Source organism: Pseudomonas bharatica, assembly GCF_048586865.1.
GTDB classification, from domain to species: domain Bacteria; phylum Pseudomonadota; class Gammaproteobacteria; order Pseudomonadales; family Pseudomonadaceae; genus Aquipseudomonas; species Aquipseudomonas bharatica.
Window position 1 is genome coordinate 40,508 of sequence record NZ_JBMAWR010000003.1, and the last position, 19,172, is coordinate 59,679.

Here is a 19,172-nt window from a genome sequence, read left to right on the forward strand (position 1 = left end):
AATCGGCCTCGGGGGTAGATCGAAGCGCGACCCGAAGGCCCTTGCCAGGGCCCCTGATTAGCGGGAGCGGGGCCATCATGCCTCTGCGATCCGAGGGCGTCAAATGTTTTGTAGTGGTTTTTTCACTCCACTACATCTTTGGTCTAATGCGACTCCTCAGTCAGTTTCAAGGCCTTTGGTCGAGGCCTTGATTTCCCTGGGTTCAGTCCAGAACGTCGACTTTTACCCGCAAAGTCATGTTTTCACCGCGTTGGGTGGAGTAGGAGATGTCCGAAGCAGAGCGGTTGGCCTGACTCTGCTGATTGAATCCTGCCAGGGTAAGCCACTCACCCAGCCTGCCGGTGACTTTCGTGTCGGTGCTTTGTACTTTCACTACATCGGGACGTTCCTGGCTCATCCGGTCATTGTTGGTGCTGATGGCCAGGTGAACGGTTTCACCCGAGACGCTGGCGGTGACGTAGAAGCCCTGGGTGACGTTGCGGTATTCGGTCTGGCTTTGCAGGCGGCCGTAGCTGTCGGTCTGGGTGCTGGTGATGGGGATGCTCTGGCCTATCTGGATCAGTGCGGGAGTGCCTTCGCTGGCCTGGACCTGTTGCAGGCCACCGTCGCGATTGGCGGTGCCGTAGTGGATTATCCGGGCATCGCCACGGCTGTCCTGAACATTGCTGTCGTCGTTGTCGACGCTGATCAGCAAGCGTTTCGGAGCAGTGTCCAGATCGCGCAGAAGGGTGCGAAGTTCGTCGATCTTGCCGGGTTCGGCCTTGACGATGAGTTTGTTCTCGAAGGCGCTGACCGTGCCGTCCCTGCCGATGAAGGCCTGGGCCGTGGGCAGGATTTCCGCGCTGGTGCGGTGGTTCAGGGGCAGGACTTCGGTGGCAGCGACAGCGTTGAGGCTGAAGGCCAGAAGCAGGGAGGCGAGCAGGGGGCGTAGCGGCATGTCCATGATCTCCGCGGGTGGAGTGGACATGATGGCAAAGATTGTTTGCGGTCGGGAGGATTTGCTGTGGATTTGCGGGCCTCATCGCTGCGGTGCGGCGGTCCGACGAGCCAGCTCCCACACACGATCCCTGTGGGAGCTGGCTTGCCAGCGATTGGGGTCACAACGGTTTCGAGTCGCGCACCATGTCGACATGAGGAATGCCCGCTTCCAGGAATTCCTCGCTGACCACCCGGAACCCCAGGCGCTCGTAGAACGCCGTGGCATGCACCTGTGCCGTCAGCATTTGCTGGCGCAGGTCGCGGTTCTGCGCTTCGACGATCGCAGCCTGCATCAACGCGTCGCCAACTTTCAGGCCGCGCCAGTCCTTGAGTACCGATACCCGGCCGATCTGGCCGTCTGGCAGCAGGCGGGCGGTGCCGATGGCGTAGTCGTCTTCCATGGCCAGGAAGTGGATGGCCTGGTTGTCGTCCGAGTCCCATTCCAGTTCCGGCGGTACGCTCTGCTCGGCGATGAATACTGCCTCGCGGATGCGGCGGATGTCCGCATTGTCCTTGTGCCAGTCGGCCAGACGGACCTTGATCTTATTCATTGGCGAACCCCAGGCTTCCCTGCTTGACCAACTGGCAAACCAGTTCCAGGCCGACTTCGTCGCCCAGCCAGTCGGCCAGGTTGTCGATATGCAAGGCGTCGGCCGAGCAGATCAGCTTCAGCAGTTCACGCAGATTGCCCGGCAGCAGGCGGCTCTGCCCGCTGGCGAAGAGCAGCAGGTTATCGTCCACCTCGGACCAGGCCAGGCGTGCGCTCGGGTTGCGGATGATGATCGCGCCCTGTTCCAGGCTGTCCACCAGCTCTTCTTCGCTCAGTTCTTCACCGCTGACCAGTTCCGGATAGCGCGGCTCGGTCATGAACTGGCCGAACCAGGTCAGCAGCAGGCGCTCGTCGCCCATGTGTTCGTTGAGCAGGGACTTCAGGCGACCGAGGGCGTCATGCTGGATCTGGTGCGGATCGTCGCTGACCGGCTGGGCGTCGGCGTCGCTGTAGCGTTCTTCGTCGGTCAGGAACTGGCCGAGGAAATCGGTGAAGTGGGTCAGCACCTCGGCGGCGCTTGGCGCGCGGAAGCCGACCGAGTAGGTCAGGCAGTTGTCTTCGGCAACGCCGTAGTGGGCCAGGCGCGGTGGCAGGTAGAGCATGTCGCCCGGCTCCAGTACCCATTCGTCGCTCTGCTCGAAGTCGGCGAGGATGCGCAGGTCGGCGTGTTCCAGCAGCGGGCTGTCGCTATTGCACATTTGCCCGACTTTCCAGTTGCGCTTGCCATGGCCCTGTAGCAGGAACACGTCGTAATTGTCGAAGTGGGGGCCGACACTGCCGCCTGGTGCGGCGAAGCTGATCATCACGTCGTCGATGCGCCAGCTCGGCAGGAAGCGGAAGTGCTCCAGCAGCTCGGCGACTTCCGGGACGAACTGGTCGACCGACTGCACCAGCAGGGTCCAGTCGCGTTCCGGCAGGGTGCCGAAGGTGTCTTCGGTGAACGGGCCACGGCGCAGCTCCCACGGGGTTTCGCCGTGTTCAAGCACCAGTCGCGACTCGACCTCTTCTTCCAGGGCGAGGCCGGCCAGTTCGTCGGCATCGATGGGGCTTTCGAAATCGGTAAAGGCCTGACGGACCAGCAACGGTTTTTTCTGCCAGTAGTCGCGCATGAACTGGCGCGCAGTCAAACCGCCGAGAAGTTGCAGTGGGATATCAGGATTCATGGTTAACCTATTGAAAAAACACAATTTTCTTTCAGGAATAAAAACGCCCGGCTCGGCCGGGCGTTAAAACGCGGGGTGTGGATCAGACGCGCTTGGCTTGCTCGGCAGCGTTGCCGATGTAGCTGGCAGGGGTGAGCTTTTTCAGCTCTTCGCGAGCCTCGGCAGGCATGTCCAGGCCTTCGATGAAAGTCTGCAAGGCTTCCGGGCTGATGCCCTTGCCACGGGTCAACTCCTTGAGCTTCTCGTAGGGGTTTTCGATGTTGTAGCGACGCATCACGGTCTGGATCGGCTCGGCCAGGACTTCCCAGCAGGCGTCCAGGTCGTCGGCGATGCGCGCGGTGTTGATTTCCAGCTTGCCGATGCCTTTCAGGCTGGCTTCGTAGGCGATCACGCTGTGGGCGAAGCCGACACCGAGGTTGCGCAGCACGGTGGAGTCGGTCAGGTCGCGCTGCCAGCGGGAAACTGGCAGTTTGCTGGCCAGGTGCTGGAACAGGGCGTTGGCGATGCCCAGGTTGCCTTCGGAGTTCTCGAAGTCGATCGGGTTGACCTTGTGCGGCATGGTCGAGGAGCCGATTTCGCCGGCAACGGTCTTCTGCTTGAAGTAGCCCAGCGAGATGTAGCCCCAGACGTCACGGTCGAAGTCGATGAGGATGGTGTTGAAGCGGGCGATGGCGTCGAACAGCTCGGCAATGTAGTCGTGCGGCTCGATCTGGGTGGTGTAGGGGTTGAACACCAGGCCCAGCTCGTCCTCGATGAAGGCGCGGGCGTTGGCTTCCCAGTCGATCTGCGGGTAGGCCGACAGGTGGGCGTTGTAGTTGCCCACGGCGCCGTTGATCTTGCCCAGCAGCGGTACGGCTGCAACCTGGGCGATCTGACGCTCCAGGCGGTAGACCACGTTGGCCAGTTCCTTGCCCAGGGTGGTCGGCGAAGCCGGCTGGCCGTGGGTGCGCGACAGCATCGGCACTTCGGCGAAACGGTGGGCCAGCTCACGGATCGACTGGGCGATCTGGCGCATCAGCGGCAGCAGCACGGTATCGCGGCCTTCGCGCAGCATCAGGGCGTGGGACAGGTTGTTGATGTCCTCGCTGGTGCAGGCGAAGTGGATGAACTCGCTGACCTTGGCCAGTTCCGGCAGCTTCGCCGCCTGCTCCTTGAGCAGGTATTCGATGGCCTTGACGTCGTGGTTGGTGGTGCGTTCGATTTCCTTGACGCGCTCGGCGTGTTCAAGGGCGAATTCATTGGCCAGGCCATCGAGCAGTGCGTTGGCTTCGGCGGAGAAGGCCGGGACTTCGGCGATCTGCGGGTGGGAAGCCAGACGCTGCAGCCAGCGGACTTCGACCAGGGCGCGGAAACGGATCAGGCCGTATTCGCTGAAAATGGGGCGCAGGGCCTGGGTTTTGCCGGCGTAGCGGCCGTCTACAGGGGAAACCGCAGTGAGCGAGGAGAGCTGCATGGGGTGTTCTCGGACAGTCAGGCTTTTAAGAGGGCGCATATCATACATGAAAATCGCGCCCGGGTCGGGTGGCTGACAAAAGGTATTTATCAGCCGCGAAGCATCGGGTAGAGCTCGCGCAACAGCTTGCGGCGGCTGAACACCAGTTGCCAGCGATGCCCGCCGAGCTGGCGCCAAAGGCGCGCGGCACGGATGCCGGCCAGGAGCAGGGCGCGGATCTTCGAGGCATTGTTGGTCTGCTGCAGATGGCGCATGTCGCCATGGACCTGGATGCGCTGGCGCAGGGTGCTCAAGGTATCCTGGTACAGCGCGCCGCTGGAGGCGATGACGTTTTCGTGAACCAGGCCGAAGTGGTCGGCCTGGGCCTGGATCTGCGGCAGGCGGTTGCCGATGGTTTCCAGCATGTCGCCGCGCTTGGCCAGCTGACGCTCCAGGCCGAGCATCGACAGGGCGTAGCGCAGGGGTTCGCGCTGCAGGCTGCCGGGGTCGCGCTCCAGGGCGCTGGCCAGGGCGCGGTAGCCGTCGCGCAGGTTCAGATCGTCTCCACCGAACACTTCCAGGGTGTCCTTGGGGTCACGTACCAGCAGGCTGCCAAGCATGCAGCCGACATCGGCCTCGCTGGCGGTGCCGGTGCGGGCGATGCGATCCACCAGTACGGCGGCCTGGAACACGCCGCCGAGGGCGATCAGTTGCTCCTGGGTCTGGTTCATTCGCGGACGCTCCACGGTTCGGCGATTTCGATCACACCGCCGCCGAGGCAGATATCGCCGTCGTAGAACACCACCGACTGGCCTGGAGTGACGGCCCGCTGCGGTTCGTCGAATACCGCCCGATAACCGGTTCCGGTGCGCTCCAGGGTGCAGTCCTGGTCGCTCTGGCGGTAGCGCACCTTGGCGGTGAGGCGGCGCGGCGCCGACAGGTCGATCGGGTTGACCCAGAAGATTTCCGAGGCGAGCAGAGCGCGGGAGAACAACCATGGATGTTCATTGCCCTGGCCGACCACCAGCACATTGCGCGCCAGGTCCTTTTCCAGCACGTACCACGGTTCGTCGCCGGCATCCTTCAAGCCGCCGATCCCCAAACCCTGGCGCTGGCCGATGGTGTGGTACATCAGGCCGTGATGGCGGCCGATGACTTCGCCGGTGGTGGTCTGGATCTCGCCGGGCTGGGCCGGCAGGTATTGCTTGAGGAAGTCGCTGAAACGGCGCTCGCCGATGAAGCAGATGCCGGTGGAGTCCTTCTTCTTCGCCGTGGCCAGGCCGTGTTTCTCGGCGATGGCGCGGACTTCCGGCTTCTCCAGTTCGCCCACCGGGAACAGGGTGCGGGCGATCTGCTCGCCGCCGACGGCATGGAGGAAGTAGCTTTGGTCCTTGTTCGGATCCAGGCCCTTGAGCAGCTCGGTGCGGCCGTCGATATCGCGGCGGCGCACGTAGTGGCCGGTAGCTATCAGGTCGGCACCAAGGGACAGCGCGTAGTCGAGGAACGCCTTGAACTTGATTTCCCGGTTGCAGAGGATATCCGGGTTCGGCGTGCGTCCGGCCTTGTACTCTTCGAGGAAGTGTTCGAAGACGTTGTCCCAGTACTCGGCGGCGAAGTTGGCGGTATGCAGCTTGATGCCGATGCGGTCGCACACGGCCTGGGCGTCGGCCAGGTCTTCGCGGGCGGTGCAGTATTCGGTCCCGTCGTCCTCTTCCCAGTTCTTCATGAACAGGCCTTCCACCTGGTAGCCCTGCTCCATCAGCAGGAGGGCGGAAACGGAAGAGTCCACGCCGCCGGACATGCCGACGATGACGCGCGTCTTTTCGGGAGCTGGAAGAGCTGTTTCGGACATAGGTATGGGATGCGTATCTGGAAAAAGACGACGATTCTATCAGGCTGCGCCCTGCAAGGCGAAAGGCGCGCTCAGTTACGGATCAGCGAGAGGCTGTGCAACGGCCCGGCGAGGTAGTCGTCGAGGCATTGTGGCACCAGTTCGCTGCGCCAGCGTTGCGGGTCGGCCAGGAGTTCTTCGCGGGTCAGCCACACGGCGCGCACGATATCGCTGTCCAGGGCGCGTTCGGCGTGGTGCTTGACGGGCCTGGCGGCGAAGCAGATGCGCTGGTAGGTCACGCCGTTGCTGGGGGCGGTGTAGAGATAGATGCCGACCACGCCGGTCAGCTCGACGTCCCAGGCGGTTTCTTCGAGGGTTTCCCTCAAGGCCGCTTCGAGCAGGGTTTCATTGGCCTCCAGGTGCCCGGCGGGCTGGTTGAAGACGTGCTTGCCGGCCTTGAACTCCTCGACGAAGAGGAAGCGGCCCTGGTCTTCGACGACGGTGGCGACGGTGATGTGGGGTTGCCAGGTCATGTTCGGTCCTTTGGTGGCGCCGAACCCTGTGGGAGCTGGCTTGCCAGCGATGACTGCAGTGAATTCACCATAGTCATCGCTGGCAAGCCAGCTCCCACAGGGTTCAGCGTGTAGCTGATATAGAAAAACCCCGGTGCGTGGCCGGGGTTTTCCGTTATTGCTTTAAGCTGGCGTTCTTACAGCGCGGCAATCGCGTTGTTGAAGGTCTGGCTTGGACGCATCACCTTGCTGGTCAGCTCGACGTCGGTGAAGTAGTAGCCACCGATTTCGGCTGGCTTGCCCTGGACTGCGTTGAGCTCGGCGACGATGGTCGCTTCGTTCTCGGTCAGGGTCTTGGCCAGCGGGGCGAAGCGTGCCTGCAGGGCGGCGTCTTCGGTCTGGGCAGCCAGTGCCTGGGCCCAGTACAGGGTCAGGTAGAAGTGGCTGCCGCGGTTGTCGATACCGCCGACCTTGCGCGCAGGGGACTTGTTGCTGTCCAGGAACTGGCCGGTGGCCTGGTCGAGGGTGGCAGCCAGTACCTTGGCTTTCGGGTTGGCGTAGGCGTTGCCCAGGTGCTCCAGGGAAGCGGCCAGGGCGAGGAATTCACCCAGCGAGTCCCAGCGCAGGAAGTTTTCCTCGACCAGTTGCTGGACGTGCTTCGGTGCCGAACCGCCAGCGCCGGTTTCGAACAGGCCGCCGTTGTTCATCAGCGGAACGATCGACAGCATCTTGGCGCTGGTGCCCAGCTCCATGATCGGGAACAGGTCGGTCAGATAGTCGCGCAGCACGTTGCCGGTGACCGAGATGGTGTCCTTGCCGGCGCGAATGCGCTCCAGGGAAACCTTCATCGCCTCCACCGGTGCCAGGACGCGGATGTCCAGGCCGGTGGTGTCGTGGTCCTGCAGGTACTTCTGCACTTTCTCGATCAGCACGCCGTCGTGGGCGCGTTGCGGGTCGAGCCAGAAGATCGCCGGGGTGGCGCTGGCGCGGGCGCGGTTGACGGCCAGCTTGACCCAGTCGCGGATCGGCGCGTCCTTGGTCTGGCACATGCGGAAGATGTCGCCCGCTTCCACTTCCTGTTGCAGCAGCAGGTTGCCCTTGCTGTCCAGGACGCGGATGGTGCCGTCGGCCTTGGCCTGGAAGGTCTTGTCGTGGGAACCGTACTCTTCGGCTTTCTGTGCCATCAGGCCGACGTTGGGCACGCTGCCCATGGTGGTCGGATCGAAGGCGCCGTGTTTCTTGCAGTCTTCGATGACGGCCTGGTAGATGGTCGCGTAGCAACGATCCGGGATCAGCGCCTTGGTGTCCTGCAGCTCGCCCTGGGCGTTCCACATCTTGCCCGAGTCGCGGATCATCGCCGGCATCGAGGCGTCGACGATCACGTCGCTCGGCACATGCAGGTTGGTGATGCCCTTGTCGGAGTTGACCATGGCCAGGGCCGGACGGACGGCGTAGACGGCCTGGATGTCGGCTTCGATCTGCGCCTGCTGCTCGGCCGGCAGGGTTTTGATGCGGGCGTACAGGTCGCCGATGCCGTTGTTCAGGTTGAAGCCGATCTCTTCGAGGACGGCAGCGTGCTTGTTCAGCGCGTCGGCGTAGTACTCGGCGACGATCTGGCCGAACATGATCGGGTCGGAAACCTTCATCATGGTGGCTTTCAGGTGTGCCGACAGCAGCACGCCCTGGGCCTTGGCATCTTCGATCTCGGCGGCGACGAAGGCGCGCAGGGCCTTGGTGCTCATCACGGCGCAGTCGATGATTTCGCCAGCCTTGACGGCAGTCTTTTCCTTGAGAACGGTGGTGGAGCCGTCCTTGCCCAGCAGTTCGATGCGCAGGCTGTCATCGGCTTCGATCAGGGCGGCTTTTTCGCTGCCGTAGAAGTCGCCGCTGCTCATGTGAGCGACGTGGGACTTCGAATCGGCGGCCCAGGCGCCCATCTTGTGCGGATGCTTGCGCGCGTAGTTCTTGACCGACAGCGGGGCGCGGCGGTCGGAGTTGCCTTCACGCAGGACCGGGTTCACGGCGCTGCCCTTGATGCGGTCGTAGCGAGCGCGGGCTTCCTTCTCGGCGTCGGTGGTCACGGTGTCCGGGTAGTCGGGGACGTTGAAGCCCTTGCCTTGCAGTTCCTTGATCGCGGCTTTCAGTTGGGGAACCGAGGCGCTGATGTTCGGCAGCTTGATGATGTTGGCTTCGGGCGTGGTCGCCAGTTGGCCCAGTTCCGCCAGGTGGTCGGCCACTTGCTTGTCGGCGCCGAGCTGTTCTGGGAAGGCGGAGAGGATGCGGCCGGCGAGAGAGATGTCCCGGGTTTCTACCGAGATTTCGGCGGTAGCGGTGAAGGCTTCGACGATGGGCAGCAGGGAGAAGGTGGCGAGGGCGGGCGCTTCGTCGGTGAAGGTGTAGATGATCTTCGAACGGGTGGACATATTCGGGTTAACTCTCTGTTTTGCTGAGCGTGCTCGGAATCTCGGTAGGGCGCGCAGGGTAAGCGCTTCGCTCAGACACATCCATAAGCGGAAAGTCGAGGATTCCAGGCTGTGATGGTGGGTTGCATCAGTCGAGTGTCAAACGGCTGCACTGCTGTAACAGTTCAGTCTTGTCGGGGGCCGTGGGTCCTGTGGCGGACGTCTCGCCCCGAGTGACCCTTGGGTCACCGGCGCGCAGTATACCAATTCCTTGGTCCTAATCAGCAAGGCGAACATGGCGGATGAGCATTTATAGACGAAAGATGTAGAGCTTTTTTCGGCTTTGTGACGGTTTTTTCGCCAAGGTTTCCGTTCTTCGCCAACTGGGTTAGGCTCAATGGATTGCATGACTTCAAACCAAGAAAAAGCGGAGTGCAGCATGGGATACCAGAAAATCGAGGTTCCGGCAGTCGGCGACAAAATCACCGTCAACGCAGACCATTCTCTCAATGTTCCAGACAATCCGATCATCCCGTTCATCGAAGGCGACGGCATCGGCGTCGATGTCACCCCGGTCATGATCAAGGTGGTCGACGCTGCGGTCGAGAAGGCTTACGGCGGCAAGCGCAAGATCTCCTGGATGGAGGTCTATGCCGGCGAAAAGGCCACCCAGGTGTATGACCAGGACACCTGGCTGCCCCAGGAAACCCTCGATGCGGTGAAGGATTACGTGGTTTCCATCAAGGGCCCGCTGACCACGCCGGTCGGTGGCGGCATCCGCTCCCTCAACGTCGCCTTGCGCCAGCAGCTCGACCTGTATGTGTGCCTGCGCCCGGTGGTGTGGTTCGATGGCGTGCCCAGCCCGGTGAAAAAGCCAGGCGACGTCGATATGGTGATCTTCCGCGAGAACTCCGAGGACATCTACGCCGGTATCGAATGGAAGGCCGGTTCGCCCGAGGCCAACAAGGTCATCAAGTTCCTCAAGGAGGAAATGGGCGTTACCAAGATCCGTTTCGACCAGGATTGCGGGATCGGCGTGAAGCCGGTGTCGAAGGAAGGCACCCAGCGCCTGGTGCGCAAGGCCTTGCAGTATGTGGTGGACAACGACCGCAAGTCGCTGACCATCGTGCACAAGGGCAATATCATGAAATTCACCGAAGGCGCCTTCAAGGACTGGGGGTACGAGGTCGCCAAGAATGAATTCGGCGCCGAACTGCTCGATGGCGGCCCGTGGATGAAATTCAAGAATCCGAAGACCGGTCGTGAAGTCATCGTCAAGGACGCCATCGCCGACGCCATGCTCCAGCAGATCCTGCTGCGCCCGGCGGAGTACGACGTCATCGCCACCCTCAACCTCAACGGAGACTACCTGTCCGACGCCCTGGCGGCGGAAGTGGGCGGGATCGGTATCGCCCCGGGCGCCAACCTGTCCGACACCGTGGCCATGTTCGAGGCGACCCACGGCACCGCGCCGAAGTACGCCGGCAAGGACCAGGTCAACCCGGGTTCGGTGATTCTTTCCGCGGAAATGATGCTGCGCCACCTGGGCTGGACCGAGGCGGCCGACCTGATCATCAAGGGCACCAATGGTGCGATCCGCGCCAAGACCGTGACCTATGACTTCGAGCGGCTGATGGACGGGGCAACCCTGGTCTCGTCGTCGGGCTTCGGCGAGGCGCTGATCAAGCACATGTAAGAAAAAAGGCCCGCCTCATATAAATGAGGCGGGCCTTCGTTCGTAATACCGAAATGGATCAAGCGTTCATGGTCAAGTTGGTCGGGACCCTGGCCTCCACAGTGACGGGCGCGGCATGGATGTTGACCGCATGATTGCCCTTGGGGCCCTGGATGACCTCGAAGATGACCGACTGACCCGCTTTCAGGGTCTTGTAACCATCCATCTGGATCGCCGAGTAATGTGCGAAGAGGTCTTCGGTGCTGTCGTCTTCATTGATGAAGCCGTAACCCTTCGCATTGTTGAACCACTTGACTTTACCGCTTGCCATCCTCATATCCCTCTGCAAAGGACTCCATCACTGGAGTATCATCCACTCCATCCGCATACGAACCTGCGAAATTCCTGGTTGACTGCGCGGATCTAATTGACCACGGTGGGTTCTTATTGGTTGTAACACCGTTTTACCGATAGTCAAGGTCAGGCGACGGGCCGTAATCCGCGCCGGTTCCAGCGGCCAACCCACAACCTTAACCTGTCGAAATGATGAAATTCTTTCCATGCATGCACATAGCCAGATTCGACTAACATTCAATCAGGATCGCCCGCAATCGCATGAGGACGATGGCTCCGGGTTGGCAGTACAGGAAGCCAAGCCGGCGCTGCAGGCGCCACCGATGTACAAGGTGGTTTTGTTCAACGATGACTACACGCCGATGGATTTCGTCGTCGAAGTGCTCGAAGTGTTCTTTAACCTGAACCGCGAGCTGGCGACCAAGGTCATGCTGGCCGTCCATACCGAAGGACGGGCAGTCTGCGGATTGTTTACCCGCGACATCGCCGAAACCAAGGCCATGCAGGTCAACCAATACGCCAGGGAAAGCCAGCATCCGCTACTCTGTGAAATCGAGAAGGACGGTTAATCGCCGACCACTTGGGTATGAGGTGAAGCTATGTTAAACCGCGAGCTCGAAGTCACCCTCAATCTGGCCTTCAAGGAGGCGCGCTCCAAGCGTCATGAGTTCATGACGGTCGAGCACCTTCTCCTGGCATTGCTGGACAACGAGGCCGCCGCCACCGTTTTGCGTGCGTGCGGGGCAAATCTCGACAAGCTCAAACACGATCTGCAGGAGTTCATCGACTCCACCACGCCATTGATCCCCGTTCATGACGAGGACCGTGAAACCCAGCCAACCCTGGGCTTCCAGCGGGTACTGCAGCGTGCCGTCTTCCATGTGCAGAGCTCCGGCAAGCGAGAAGTGACCGGCGCCAATGTATTGGTGGCCATTTTCAGCGAGCAGGAAAGCCAGGCGGTGTTCCTGCTCAAGCAGCAAAGCGTGGCTCGCATCGATGTGGTCAACTACATCGCCCACGGCATTTCCAAGGTTCCAGGTCATGGTGAACACCAGGATGGCGAGCAGGAGATGCAGGACGAGGAAGGAGGCGAAACCTCTTCCTCGAGCAATCCGCTCGACGCCTATGCCAGCAATCTCAACGAGCTTGCCCGCCAGGGCCGCATCGATCCGCTGGTCGGTCGGGAAACCGAGGTCGAGCGCGTCGCGCAGATCCTTGCTCGTCGCCGCAAGAACAACCCGCTGCTGGTCGGTGAGGCCGGTGTCGGCAAGACGGCCATCGCCGAGGGCCTGGCCAAGCGCATCGTCGATGGCCAGGTGCCGGACCTGCTGGCCCAGAGCGTCGTCTATTCGCTGGACCTGGGCGCACTGCTGGCGGGTACCAAGTACCGCGGCGATTTCGAGAAGCGCTTCAAGGCGCTGCTCGGCGAACTGCGCAAGCGTCCCCAGGCGATCCTGTTCATCGACGAAATCCACACCATCATCGGTGCCGGTGCGGCATCCGGCGGGGTGATGGATGCGTCCAACCTGCTCAAGCCGCTGCTGTCCTCCGGCGACATCCGCTGCATCGGCTCGACCACCTTCCAGGAGTTCCGTGGCATCTTCGAGAAGGACCGTGCCCTGGCGCGGCGCTTCCAGAAAGTCGATGTCAGCGAGCCCTCGGTGGAAGACACCGTGGGTATCCTGCGCGGGCTCAAGGGTCGCTTCGAGTCGCACCACAGCATCGAATACAGCGATGAGGCCTTGCGTGCCGCCGCCGAGCTGGCAGCCCGCTACATCAACGACCGGCATATGCCGGACAAGGCCATCGACGTCATCGACGAGGCGGGCGCCTTCCAGCGTCTGCAGCCGGTGGAGGCGCGGGTCAAACGCATCGAAGTGCCGCAGGTCGAGGACATCGTCGCCAAGATCGCGCGCATTCCGCCGAAACATGTCACCAGTTCCGACAAGGAGTTGCTGCGCAACCTCGAGCGCGACCTGAAGCTGACGGTGTTCGGCCAGGATGCAGCCATCGACTCGCTGGCCACGGCAATCAAGCTGTCCCGGGCCGGCTTGAAGGCGCCGGACAAGCCGGTCGGTTCCTTCCTGTTCTCCGGGCCGACCGGGGTCGGCAAGACTGAGGTGGCGCGGCAGCTTGCCAAGGCCCTGGGGGTCGAACTGGTGCGCTTCGACATGTCCGAGTACATGGAGCGGCATACCGTCTCCCGCCTGATCGGTGCGCCGCCGGGCTACGTCGGTTTCGACCAGGGTGGCCTGCTCACCGAGGCGATCACCAAGCAGCCGCATTGCGTGTTGCTGCTCGACGAGATCGAGAAAGCGCATCCGGAAGTCTTCAACCTGCTGTTGCAGGTGATGGACCACGGCACCCTGACTGACAACAACGGGCGCAAGGCGGACTTCCGCAACGTGATCCTGATCATGACCACCAACGCCGGTGCGGAAACCGCGGCGCGGGCCTCGATCGGCTTTACCCACCAGGATCATTCTTCCGATGCCATGGAAGTGATCAAGAAGAGCTTTACGCCGGAGTTCCGTAACCGCCTGGATACCATCATCCAGTTCGGTCGCCTTACTCACGAAACCATCAAGAGCGTGGTGGACAAGTTCCTCACCGAACTGCAGGCGCAACTGGAAGACAAGCGTGTTCTTCTGGAAGTGTCCGACGCGGCGCGCAGCTGGCTGGCGACCGGTGGCTACGACGCCCAGATGGGGGCCCGGCCGATGGCCCGGCTTATCCAGGACAAGATCAAGCGGCCACTGGCCGAGGAGATCCTGTTCGGCGAGCTGGCCGAGCATGGCGGTGTGGTTCATGTCGATATCCGCGATGGCGAACTGGTCTTCGACTTCGAGACCACGGCGGAGATGGCCTGACCGGAGATTTTGTGGAGGTAGACGGGCCTCATCGCTGGCAAGCCAGCTCCCACAGGGTCCTGTACCTGTCGGAGCTGGCTTGCCAGCGATAGGTTCCTCGGCCTCACCACAAAAACAGCAAAAACAAAAAAGCCCGGCATCTGCCGGGCTTTTTCGTTCGTATAGACTTTTAGCGGGCGCGGTAGGTGATGCGCCCTTTGCTCAGGTCGTACGGCGTCAGTTCGACGCGGACCTTGTCGCCAGTCAGGATACGGATGTAGTTCTTGCGCATCTTTCCGGAGATGTGCGCGGTTACGACGTGCCCGTTTTCCAACTCCACGCGGAACATGGTGTTGGGCAGGGTGTCGACGACAGTGCCTTCCATTTCGAAGCTGTCTTCTTTCGACATGCAGTAAAGCCCTCGGTGTTCAGTTATGGCCGGCCACAGAAGCACCCGGCTACAAAAAGTGGCGTGCATTGTGCCCGAAAAAGGGAGGTCAAGCCAAGGATTTCAGTTCAGGGTGACCCAGCGCTGGTTGATCAGCAATTCAATAGGGCGGTATTGGGTCTTGTAGTTCATTTTTTTGCAGTTCTTGATCCAATAACCAAGGTACACGGCGTCCAGGCCCAGGCGCAGGGTTTCGCCGATCTGCCAGAGGATGGCGTAGCGGCCGAGGCTGCGCCGCTCTTCGGTCGGTTCGTAGAATGTATAGACCGCAGACAGGCCGTTTGGCAGCAGGTCGGTGACCGCTACGGCAACCAGTCGCCCCAGCAGACGGAATTCGTAAAAGCGCGAAAACGGCAGGTCCCTGACCAGGAAGGTGGAAAACTGGTCCCGGCTTGGCGGGTACATGTCGCCATCGGCGTGGCGCTGTTCGATATAGCGCCGGTACAGGTCGAAGTATTCTTCGTTGAAGGCGGGGCGGGCAGCGCTCACCACCAGGTCGGCATTGCGCTTGATGATGCGCTTCTGCTGCCGGTTCGGCGTGAAGCGCGCAGCCGGAATGCGTGCCGGCACGCAGGCATTGCAGTTCTGGCAGTGAGGACGGTACAGGTGGTCGCCACTGCGACGAAAGCCCATTTCCGACAGGTCCGCGTAGACGGTGGCGTCCATTGGCTGGCTCGGGTCGAGAAACAGCGTAGTAGCCTGCTCGTCAGGCAGGTAACTGCAGGCATGGGGTTGAGTGGCATAAAACTTCAACCGCGCCAGCTCAGTCATGATCAACCCCTCGGCAGATTTTTACTAATTGTAAGCCAGCTGTGGAAACTCGCCTAGCAAACGGCCTGGGTGCAGGTCCAGGTGGCGTCATTGGGCTGGTCCAGATATTGACGCAGATAGTCGGCGAAGGTTGCCCTGGAGATGGCGCGGGCACCCAAGCTGTGCAGATGCTCTGTAGGCATCTGGCAGTCGATCAGGACGAAACCGGCCTGGCGCAGGTGCTCGACCAGCGCGACGAAACCGACCTTGGAAGCGTTGTCTGCCCGGCTGAACATCGATTCACCGAAGAACAGCCGGCCCATGGCCAGGCCGTAAAGCCCGCCGACCAGTTCGCCGTCCCGGTACACCTCCACGGAGTGGGCAAGGCCCCGGCGATGCAGTTCCACGTACGCCGCCTGCATGCTGTCGGTGATCCAGGTGCCGTCGGCGTAGGCCCTGGGCGCGGCACAGGCGGCAATCACGGCGGCAAAGTCCTGGTCGAAGCTGACCTGGTAATGCCCTTGGCGGATGAACTTGCGCAGCGAGCGCGAGACATGCAGCTCGTCGGGGAACATCACCGTGCGCGGATCCGGAGACCACCAGAGGATCGGCTGGCCGTCCTGGTACCAGGGGAAACAACCATGGCGATAGGCCTGGACCAGGCGCTCGGGGCGCAGGTCGCCGCCGGCGGCGAGCAGGCCGTTGGGTTCCTGCAGGGCCTTTTCCAATGGCGGGAAATCCAGGGTGTTGCGGTTCAGCCAGGTCAGCATCGGGTTCCGTCGCGTGTGTCGGGGCAGGGGAGGGCGCCCAGCATGACCCGAAAAAGCCCCGGCGGACAACCCGTTGCCTGGCGCGTGTGGTGCGCTTGGATGATGGCCGTCTGCCTTGTGCGCAACTTAATATCGGGGCAGTTGTCCCAACCATGCAAAAACCCCGCATAAGCCTTTGTCACAAAAGAAAATGCGTGCTCAAATTGTTGTATTGGAATTTGCTCCTGTCATGGCTCGTTCCGCCGAGTGCAATGGCGATGGATCGACAGTAATGTTAAAAGTAGTGATTTGTTGACCGGGCCCCTCGGTCAATCACGGTTGGACGCGCATCCGCGCAGGAATAGACCCGTTTTGAAGAAAAACACAGCAACACCCAGCCCCCAGCCGCTCTGGCGCCAGCAGTTGCACTACAGGCTCAAGGAAGGTGCCCTGATTGCCATGGGCGCCCTGTGCCTCTATCTGTGGATGGCATTGCTGAGCTACGACCAGGCCGACCCGGGCTTCAGCCACACCAGCAATGTCGAACAGGTGCAGAACGCTGCCGGCCGCGCGGGTGCCTTCTTCGCCGACGTCCTGTTCATGGTGCTCGGCTATTTCGCCTACATCTTCCCCTTGCTGCTGGCAATCAAGACCTGGCAGATCTTTCGCGAACGCCACCAGCCGTGGCAGTGGAGCGGCTGGTTGTTCTCGTGGCGGCTGATCGGCCTGGTGTTCCTGGTCCTTTCCGGCGCGGCCCTGGCCCATATCCATTTCCATTCTGCACCGAGCCTGCCGGCCTCGGCCGGCGGCGCACTGGGCGAGAGCCTTGGCGACCTGGCGAAGAACGCCCTGAACGTGCAGGGCAGTACCCTGATGTTCATCGCGCTGTTCCTCTTCGGCCTGACCGTATTCACCGATCTGTCGTGGTTCAAGGTGATGGACATCACCGGCAAGATCACCCTCGACCTCTTCGAACTGATCCAGGGCGCCGCCAGCCGCTGGTGGAGCGCGCGCAACGAGCGCAAGCAACTGGTCGCGCAACTGCGCGAAGTCGACGAGCAGGTCAATGAAGTGGTGGCCCCGGTGGTGCCGGACCGCCGCGAGCAGGCCAAGGCCCGCGAGCGCATCATCGAGCGTGACCAGGCGTTGGCCAGGCATGTCGCCGAGCGCGAGGAAAAGACCCCGCCGGTGATCATGCCCGCGCCGGCCAAGGCCCCCGAACCGAGCAAGCGCGTGCAGAAAGAGAAGCAGGTGCCGCTGTTCGTCGACAGCGCCGTCGAAGGCACGCTGCCGCCGATCTCGATTCTCGACCCGGCCGAGCAGAAGAAGGTCAACTACTCTCCCGAATCCCTGGCGGGTGTCGGCCAGTTGCTGGAAATCAAGCTGAAGGAGTTCGGCGTCGAGGTCTCGGTGGACTCGATCCACCCGGGCCCGGTGATCACCCGCTACGAAATCCAGCCGGCCGCCGGCGTCAAGGTCAGCCGCATCGCCAACCTGGCCAAGGACCTGGCACGCTCCCTGGCGGTGACCAGTGTGCGCGTGGTCGAGGTGATTCCCGGCAAGACCACCGTGGGCATCGAGATTCCCAACGAAGACCGGCAGATCGTGCGCTTCTCCGAAGTGCTGTCGTCGCCGCAGTACGACGAGGCCAAGTCGCCGGTTACCCTGGCCCTCGGTCATGACATCGGCGGCAAGCCGGTGATTACCGACCTGGCCAAGATGCCGCACCTGCTGGTAGCCGGTACCACCGGTTCCGGCAAGTCGGTGGGCGTGAACGCCATGATCCTGTCGATCCTGTTCAAGTCCAGCCCGCAGGACGCCAAGCTGATCATGATCGACCCGAAGATGCTCGAACTGTCGATCTACGAAGGCATCCCGCACTTGTTGTGCCCGGTGGTCACCGACATGAAGGACGCCGCCAACGCCCTGCGCTGGAGCGTCGCGGAGATGGAGCGGCGCTACAAGCTGATGGCGGCCATGGGCGTGCGCAACCTCGCGGGCTTCAACCGCAAGATCAAGGACGCCGAGGAAGCCGGCGAGCCGATCTACGACCCGATGTTCCGTCGCGAAAGCATGGACGACGTGCCGCCGACCCTGGGTACCCTGCCGACCATCGTGGTAGTGGTGGACGAGTTCGCCGACATGATGATGATCGTCGGCAAGAAGGTCGAGGAACTCATCGCCCGTATCGCCCAGAAGGCCCGGGCCGCGGGTATCCACCTGATCCTGGCCACACAGCGCCCGTCGGTGGACGTCATCACCGGCCTGATCAAGGCCAACATTCCGACGCGCATGGCGTTCCAGGTATCGAGCAAGATCGACTCGCGGACCATCATCGACCAGGGCGGTGCCGAGCAACTGCTCGGTCACGGTGACATGCTCTACATGCCGCCCGGCACCAGCCTGCCGATCCGTGTCCATGGCGCTTTCGTCTCCGACGACGAGGTGCACCGGGTGGTCGAGGCATGGAAACTGCGGGGCGCACCGGACTACAACGACGACATCCTCAATGGCGTCGAGGAAGCCGGCAGTGGCTTCGAGGGTGGCGGTGGCGGCGAGGGTGGTGAAGATGCCGAGACCGACGCGCTTTACGATGAAGCCGTGCAGTTCGTCCTGGAAAGCCGCCGTGCCTCCATCTCCGCGGTACAGCGCAAGCTGAAGATCGGCTACAACCGCGCCGCGCGGATGATCGAGGCGATGGAAATGGCCGGTGTGGTCACTCCGATGAATACCAATGGATCACGTGAAGTCATCGCGCCGGGGCAGGCGCGGGACTGATCCCTCTTCAATGGCGGTGGGCGAAGACGCCCGCCGCTTCATTCATTCAGCAACGAGGATTGCCATGCGCCTGATTCGCATGATGTTGGTTTCCGCTTTGAGCCTGTCCAGTGCCTCGGTGTTCGCCGCCGAAGCCGACGTGGCGCGCCTGAGCCAGTTGCTCGAGCGCTCGACGACCATCAGCGCCAACTTCTCTCAACTGGCACTGGATTCCAGTGGTACCCAGTTGCAGGAAACCAAGGGGCAGATGGCGGTCAAGCGCCCGGGTCTGTTCTACTGGCACACCGACGCGCCGCAGGAGCAGGTGGTGGTGTCCGACGGCAAGAACGTCACCCTGTGGGACCCGGACCTGGAGCAGGCGACCATCAAGAAGCTTGACCAGCGCCTGACCCAGACCCCGGCGCTGCTGCTGTCCGGCGATATCTCGAAGATCGGTCAGAGCTATGACATCACTTCGAAAGAGCAGGGCGAGGTGATGGACTTCGTTCTGCGTCCCAAGACCAAGGACACCCTGTTCGACTCCCTGCGCCTGTCCTTCCGCGGTGGCCTGATCAACGACATGCAGTTGATCGACAGCGTTGGCCAGCGCACCAACATCATGTTCACCGGGGTCAAGGCCAACGAGTCGATCCCGGCGAGCAAGTTCGAGTTCGTCGTGCCCAAGGGCGCGGACGTGATCAAAGAGTAAGAGGTCGCCTAGC

17 protein-coding genes are annotated in these 19,172 nt (G+C 62.0%); 5 read left to right on the forward strand and 12 right to left on the reverse strand.

Annotated features, from left to right (window positions below):
- Positions 1-202 precede the first annotated feature (202 nt).
- From ACKLLE_RS05220 to ACKLLE_RS05255, 8 genes are all read right to left on the reverse strand, one after another.
- Positions 203-967 (reverse strand): secretin N-terminal domain-containing protein, encoded by a 765-nt coding sequence (locus ACKLLE_RS05220; protein WP_420057077.1) that lies wholly within the window; start codon positions 965-967, stop codon positions 203-205.
- Between the two features lie 130 nt (positions 968-1,097).
- The gene (locus ACKLLE_RS05225; protein ID WP_279897289.1) at positions 1,098-1,529 is read right to left on the reverse strand and encodes a GNAT family N-acetyltransferase; all 432 of its coding nucleotides are present in this window, start codon (positions 1,527-1,529) and stop codon (positions 1,098-1,100) included.
- Entirely contained in the window at positions 1,522-2,691 is a 1,170-nt protein-coding gene (locus tag ACKLLE_RS05230; protein ID WP_009400978.1) for a ribosomal protein uL16 3-hydroxylase, read from the reverse strand. Before ACKLLE_RS05230 ends, ACKLLE_RS05225 begins: the two co-directional genes overlap by 8 nt.
- Positions 2,692-2,773: 82 nt before the next feature.
- Complete coding sequence (gene purB / locus ACKLLE_RS05235; protein ID WP_009400977.1) at positions 2,774-4,144, reverse strand: adenylosuccinate lyase; 1,371 nt, start codon at positions 4,142-4,144, stop codon at positions 2,774-2,776.
- A gap of 89 nt (positions 4,145-4,233) precedes the next feature.
- Positions 4,234-4,854, reverse strand: a complete 621-nt coding sequence (gene hflD, locus ACKLLE_RS05240) for a high frequency lysogenization protein HflD (protein ID WP_064303262.1) — start codon at positions 4,852-4,854, stop codon at positions 4,234-4,236.
- Entirely contained in the window at positions 4,851-5,975 is a 1,125-nt protein-coding gene (gene mnmA / locus ACKLLE_RS05245) for a tRNA 2-thiouridine(34) synthase MnmA (RefSeq protein WP_420057078.1), read from the reverse strand. The genes hflD and mnmA overlap by 4 nt, the downstream gene beginning before the upstream one ends.
- A 71-nt stretch (positions 5,976-6,046) precedes the next feature.
- Complete coding sequence (locus tag ACKLLE_RS05250; RefSeq protein ID WP_064303264.1) at positions 6,047-6,487, reverse strand: NUDIX hydrolase; 441 nt, start codon at positions 6,485-6,487, stop codon at positions 6,047-6,049.
- Between the two features lie 176 nt (positions 6,488-6,663).
- Positions 6,664-8,889 carry an NADP-dependent isocitrate dehydrogenase gene (locus tag ACKLLE_RS05255; RefSeq protein WP_420057079.1) on the reverse strand — a complete coding sequence of 742 codons (2,226 nt, stop codon included), beginning with the start codon at positions 8,887-8,889 and terminating at the stop codon, positions 6,664-6,666.
- A 418-nt stretch (positions 8,890-9,307) separates the two neighbouring features.
- On the opposite strand from ACKLLE_RS05255, the gene icd reads away from it, so the two are divergent.
- Entirely contained in the window at positions 9,308-10,564 is a 1,257-nt protein-coding gene (gene icd / locus ACKLLE_RS05260) for an NADP-dependent isocitrate dehydrogenase (protein ID WP_009400972.1), read from the forward strand.
- Between the two features lie 58 nt (positions 10,565-10,622).
- Here icd and cspD read toward each other — a convergent pair whose 3' ends face one another.
- The gene (gene cspD / locus ACKLLE_RS05265) at positions 10,623-10,874 is read right to left on the reverse strand and encodes a cold shock domain-containing protein CspD (protein WP_420057080.1); all 252 of its coding nucleotides are present in this window, start codon (positions 10,872-10,874) and stop codon (positions 10,623-10,625) included.
- A 229-nt stretch (positions 10,875-11,103) separates the two neighbouring features.
- Between cspD and clpS the strand changes: the two genes are divergently transcribed.
- Positions 11,104-11,466 (forward strand): ATP-dependent Clp protease adapter ClpS, encoded by a 363-nt coding sequence (gene clpS, locus ACKLLE_RS05270; RefSeq protein WP_009400967.1) that lies wholly within the window; start codon positions 11,104-11,106, stop codon positions 11,464-11,466.
- A gap of 30 nt (positions 11,467-11,496) precedes the next feature.
- A complete protein-coding gene (gene clpA / locus ACKLLE_RS05275) occupies positions 11,497-13,767 on the forward strand; it encodes an ATP-dependent Clp protease ATP-binding subunit ClpA (protein ID WP_009400966.1) in 2,271 nt (756 codons plus the stop codon).
- A 169-nt stretch (positions 13,768-13,936) separates the two neighbouring features.
- On the opposite strand, the gene infA is transcribed toward clpA, so the two are convergent.
- From infA to aat, 3 genes are all read right to left on the reverse strand, one after another.
- The gene (gene infA / locus ACKLLE_RS05280) at positions 13,937-14,155 is read right to left on the reverse strand and encodes a translation initiation factor IF-1 (RefSeq protein ID WP_002553999.1); all 219 of its coding nucleotides are present in this window, start codon (positions 14,153-14,155) and stop codon (positions 13,937-13,939) included.
- Positions 14,156-14,257: 102 nt separating this feature from the next.
- The gene (locus ACKLLE_RS05285; RefSeq protein WP_420057081.1) at positions 14,258-14,965 is read right to left on the reverse strand and encodes an arginyltransferase; all 708 of its coding nucleotides are present in this window, start codon (positions 14,963-14,965) and stop codon (positions 14,258-14,260) included.
- A gap of 53 nt (positions 14,966-15,018) precedes the next feature.
- Positions 15,019-15,714, reverse strand: a complete 696-nt coding sequence (gene aat / locus ACKLLE_RS05290; RefSeq protein ID WP_064303267.1) for a leucyl/phenylalanyl-tRNA--protein transferase — start codon at positions 15,712-15,714, stop codon at positions 15,019-15,021.
- 351 nt (positions 15,715-16,065) lie between these two features.
- On the opposite strand from aat, the gene ftsK reads away from it, so the two are divergent.
- Together ftsK and lolA are read left to right on the forward strand one after the other, a co-directional pair.
- Positions 16,066-18,471: a DNA translocase FtsK gene (gene ftsK, locus ACKLLE_RS05295; protein WP_064303268.1), complete on the forward strand. Its 2,406-nt coding sequence runs from the start codon at positions 16,066-16,068 to the stop codon at positions 18,469-18,471.
- 64 nt (positions 18,472-18,535) lie between these two features.
- A complete protein-coding gene (gene lolA, locus ACKLLE_RS05300) occupies positions 18,536-19,159 on the forward strand; it encodes an outer membrane lipoprotein periplasmic chaperone LolA (RefSeq protein WP_064303269.1) in 624 nt (207 codons plus the stop codon).
- The last annotated feature ends 13 nt before the right edge of the window (positions 19,160-19,172 follow it).

Bases quoted from the DNA above. Each gene is read 5' to 3' on its own strand.
- ACKLLE_RS05225 (WP_279897289.1), bottom strand. From the start codon at position 1,529: ATGAATAAGATCAAGGTCCGTCTGGCCGACTGGCACAAGGACAATGCG.
- ACKLLE_RS05250 (WP_064303264.1), bottom strand. From the start codon at position 6,487: ATGACCTGGCAACCCCACATCACCGTCGCCACCGTCGTCGAAGACCAG.
- mnmA (WP_420057078.1), bottom strand. From the start codon at position 5,975: ATGTCCGAAACAGCTCTTCCAGCTCCCGAAAAGACGCGCGTCATCGTC.
- cspD (WP_420057080.1), bottom strand. From the start codon at position 10,874: ATGGCAAGCGGTAAAGTCAAGTGGTTCAACAATGCGAAGGGTTACGGC.
- clpS (WP_009400967.1), top strand. From the start codon at position 11,104: ATGCATGCACATAGCCAGATTCGACTAACATTCAATCAGGATCGCCCG.
- purB (WP_009400977.1), bottom strand. From the start codon at position 4,144: ATGCAGCTCTCCTCGCTCACTGCGGTTTCCCCTGTAGACGGCCGCTAC.
- icd (WP_009400972.1), top strand. From the start codon at position 9,308: ATGGGATACCAGAAAATCGAGGTTCCGGCAGTCGGCGACAAAATCACC.
- infA (WP_002553999.1), bottom strand. From the start codon at position 14,155: ATGTCGAAAGAAGACAGCTTCGAAATGGAAGGCACTGTCGTCGACACC.
- ACKLLE_RS05220 (WP_420057077.1), bottom strand. From the start codon at position 967: ATGTCCACTCCACCCGCGGAGATCATGGACATGCCGCTACGCCCCCTG.
- ACKLLE_RS05285 (WP_420057081.1), bottom strand. From the start codon at position 14,965: ATGACTGAGCTGGCGCGGTTGAAGTTTTATGCCACTCAACCCCATGCC.
- aat (WP_064303267.1), bottom strand. From the start codon at position 15,714: ATGCTGACCTGGCTGAACCGCAACACCCTGGATTTCCCGCCATTGGAA.
- clpA (WP_009400966.1), top strand. From the start codon at position 11,497: ATGTTAAACCGCGAGCTCGAAGTCACCCTCAATCTGGCCTTCAAGGAG.
- hflD (WP_064303262.1), bottom strand. From the start codon at position 4,854: ATGAACCAGACCCAGGAGCAACTGATCGCCCTCGGCGGCGTGTTCCAG.
- lolA (WP_064303269.1), top strand. From the start codon at position 18,536: ATGCGCCTGATTCGCATGATGTTGGTTTCCGCTTTGAGCCTGTCCAGT.
- ACKLLE_RS05255 (WP_420057079.1), bottom strand. From the start codon at position 8,889: ATGTCCACCCGTTCGAAGATCATCTACACCTTCACCGACGAAGCGCCC.
- ACKLLE_RS05230 (WP_009400978.1), bottom strand. From the start codon at position 2,691: ATGAATCCTGATATCCCACTGCAACTTCTCGGCGGTTTGACTGCGCGC.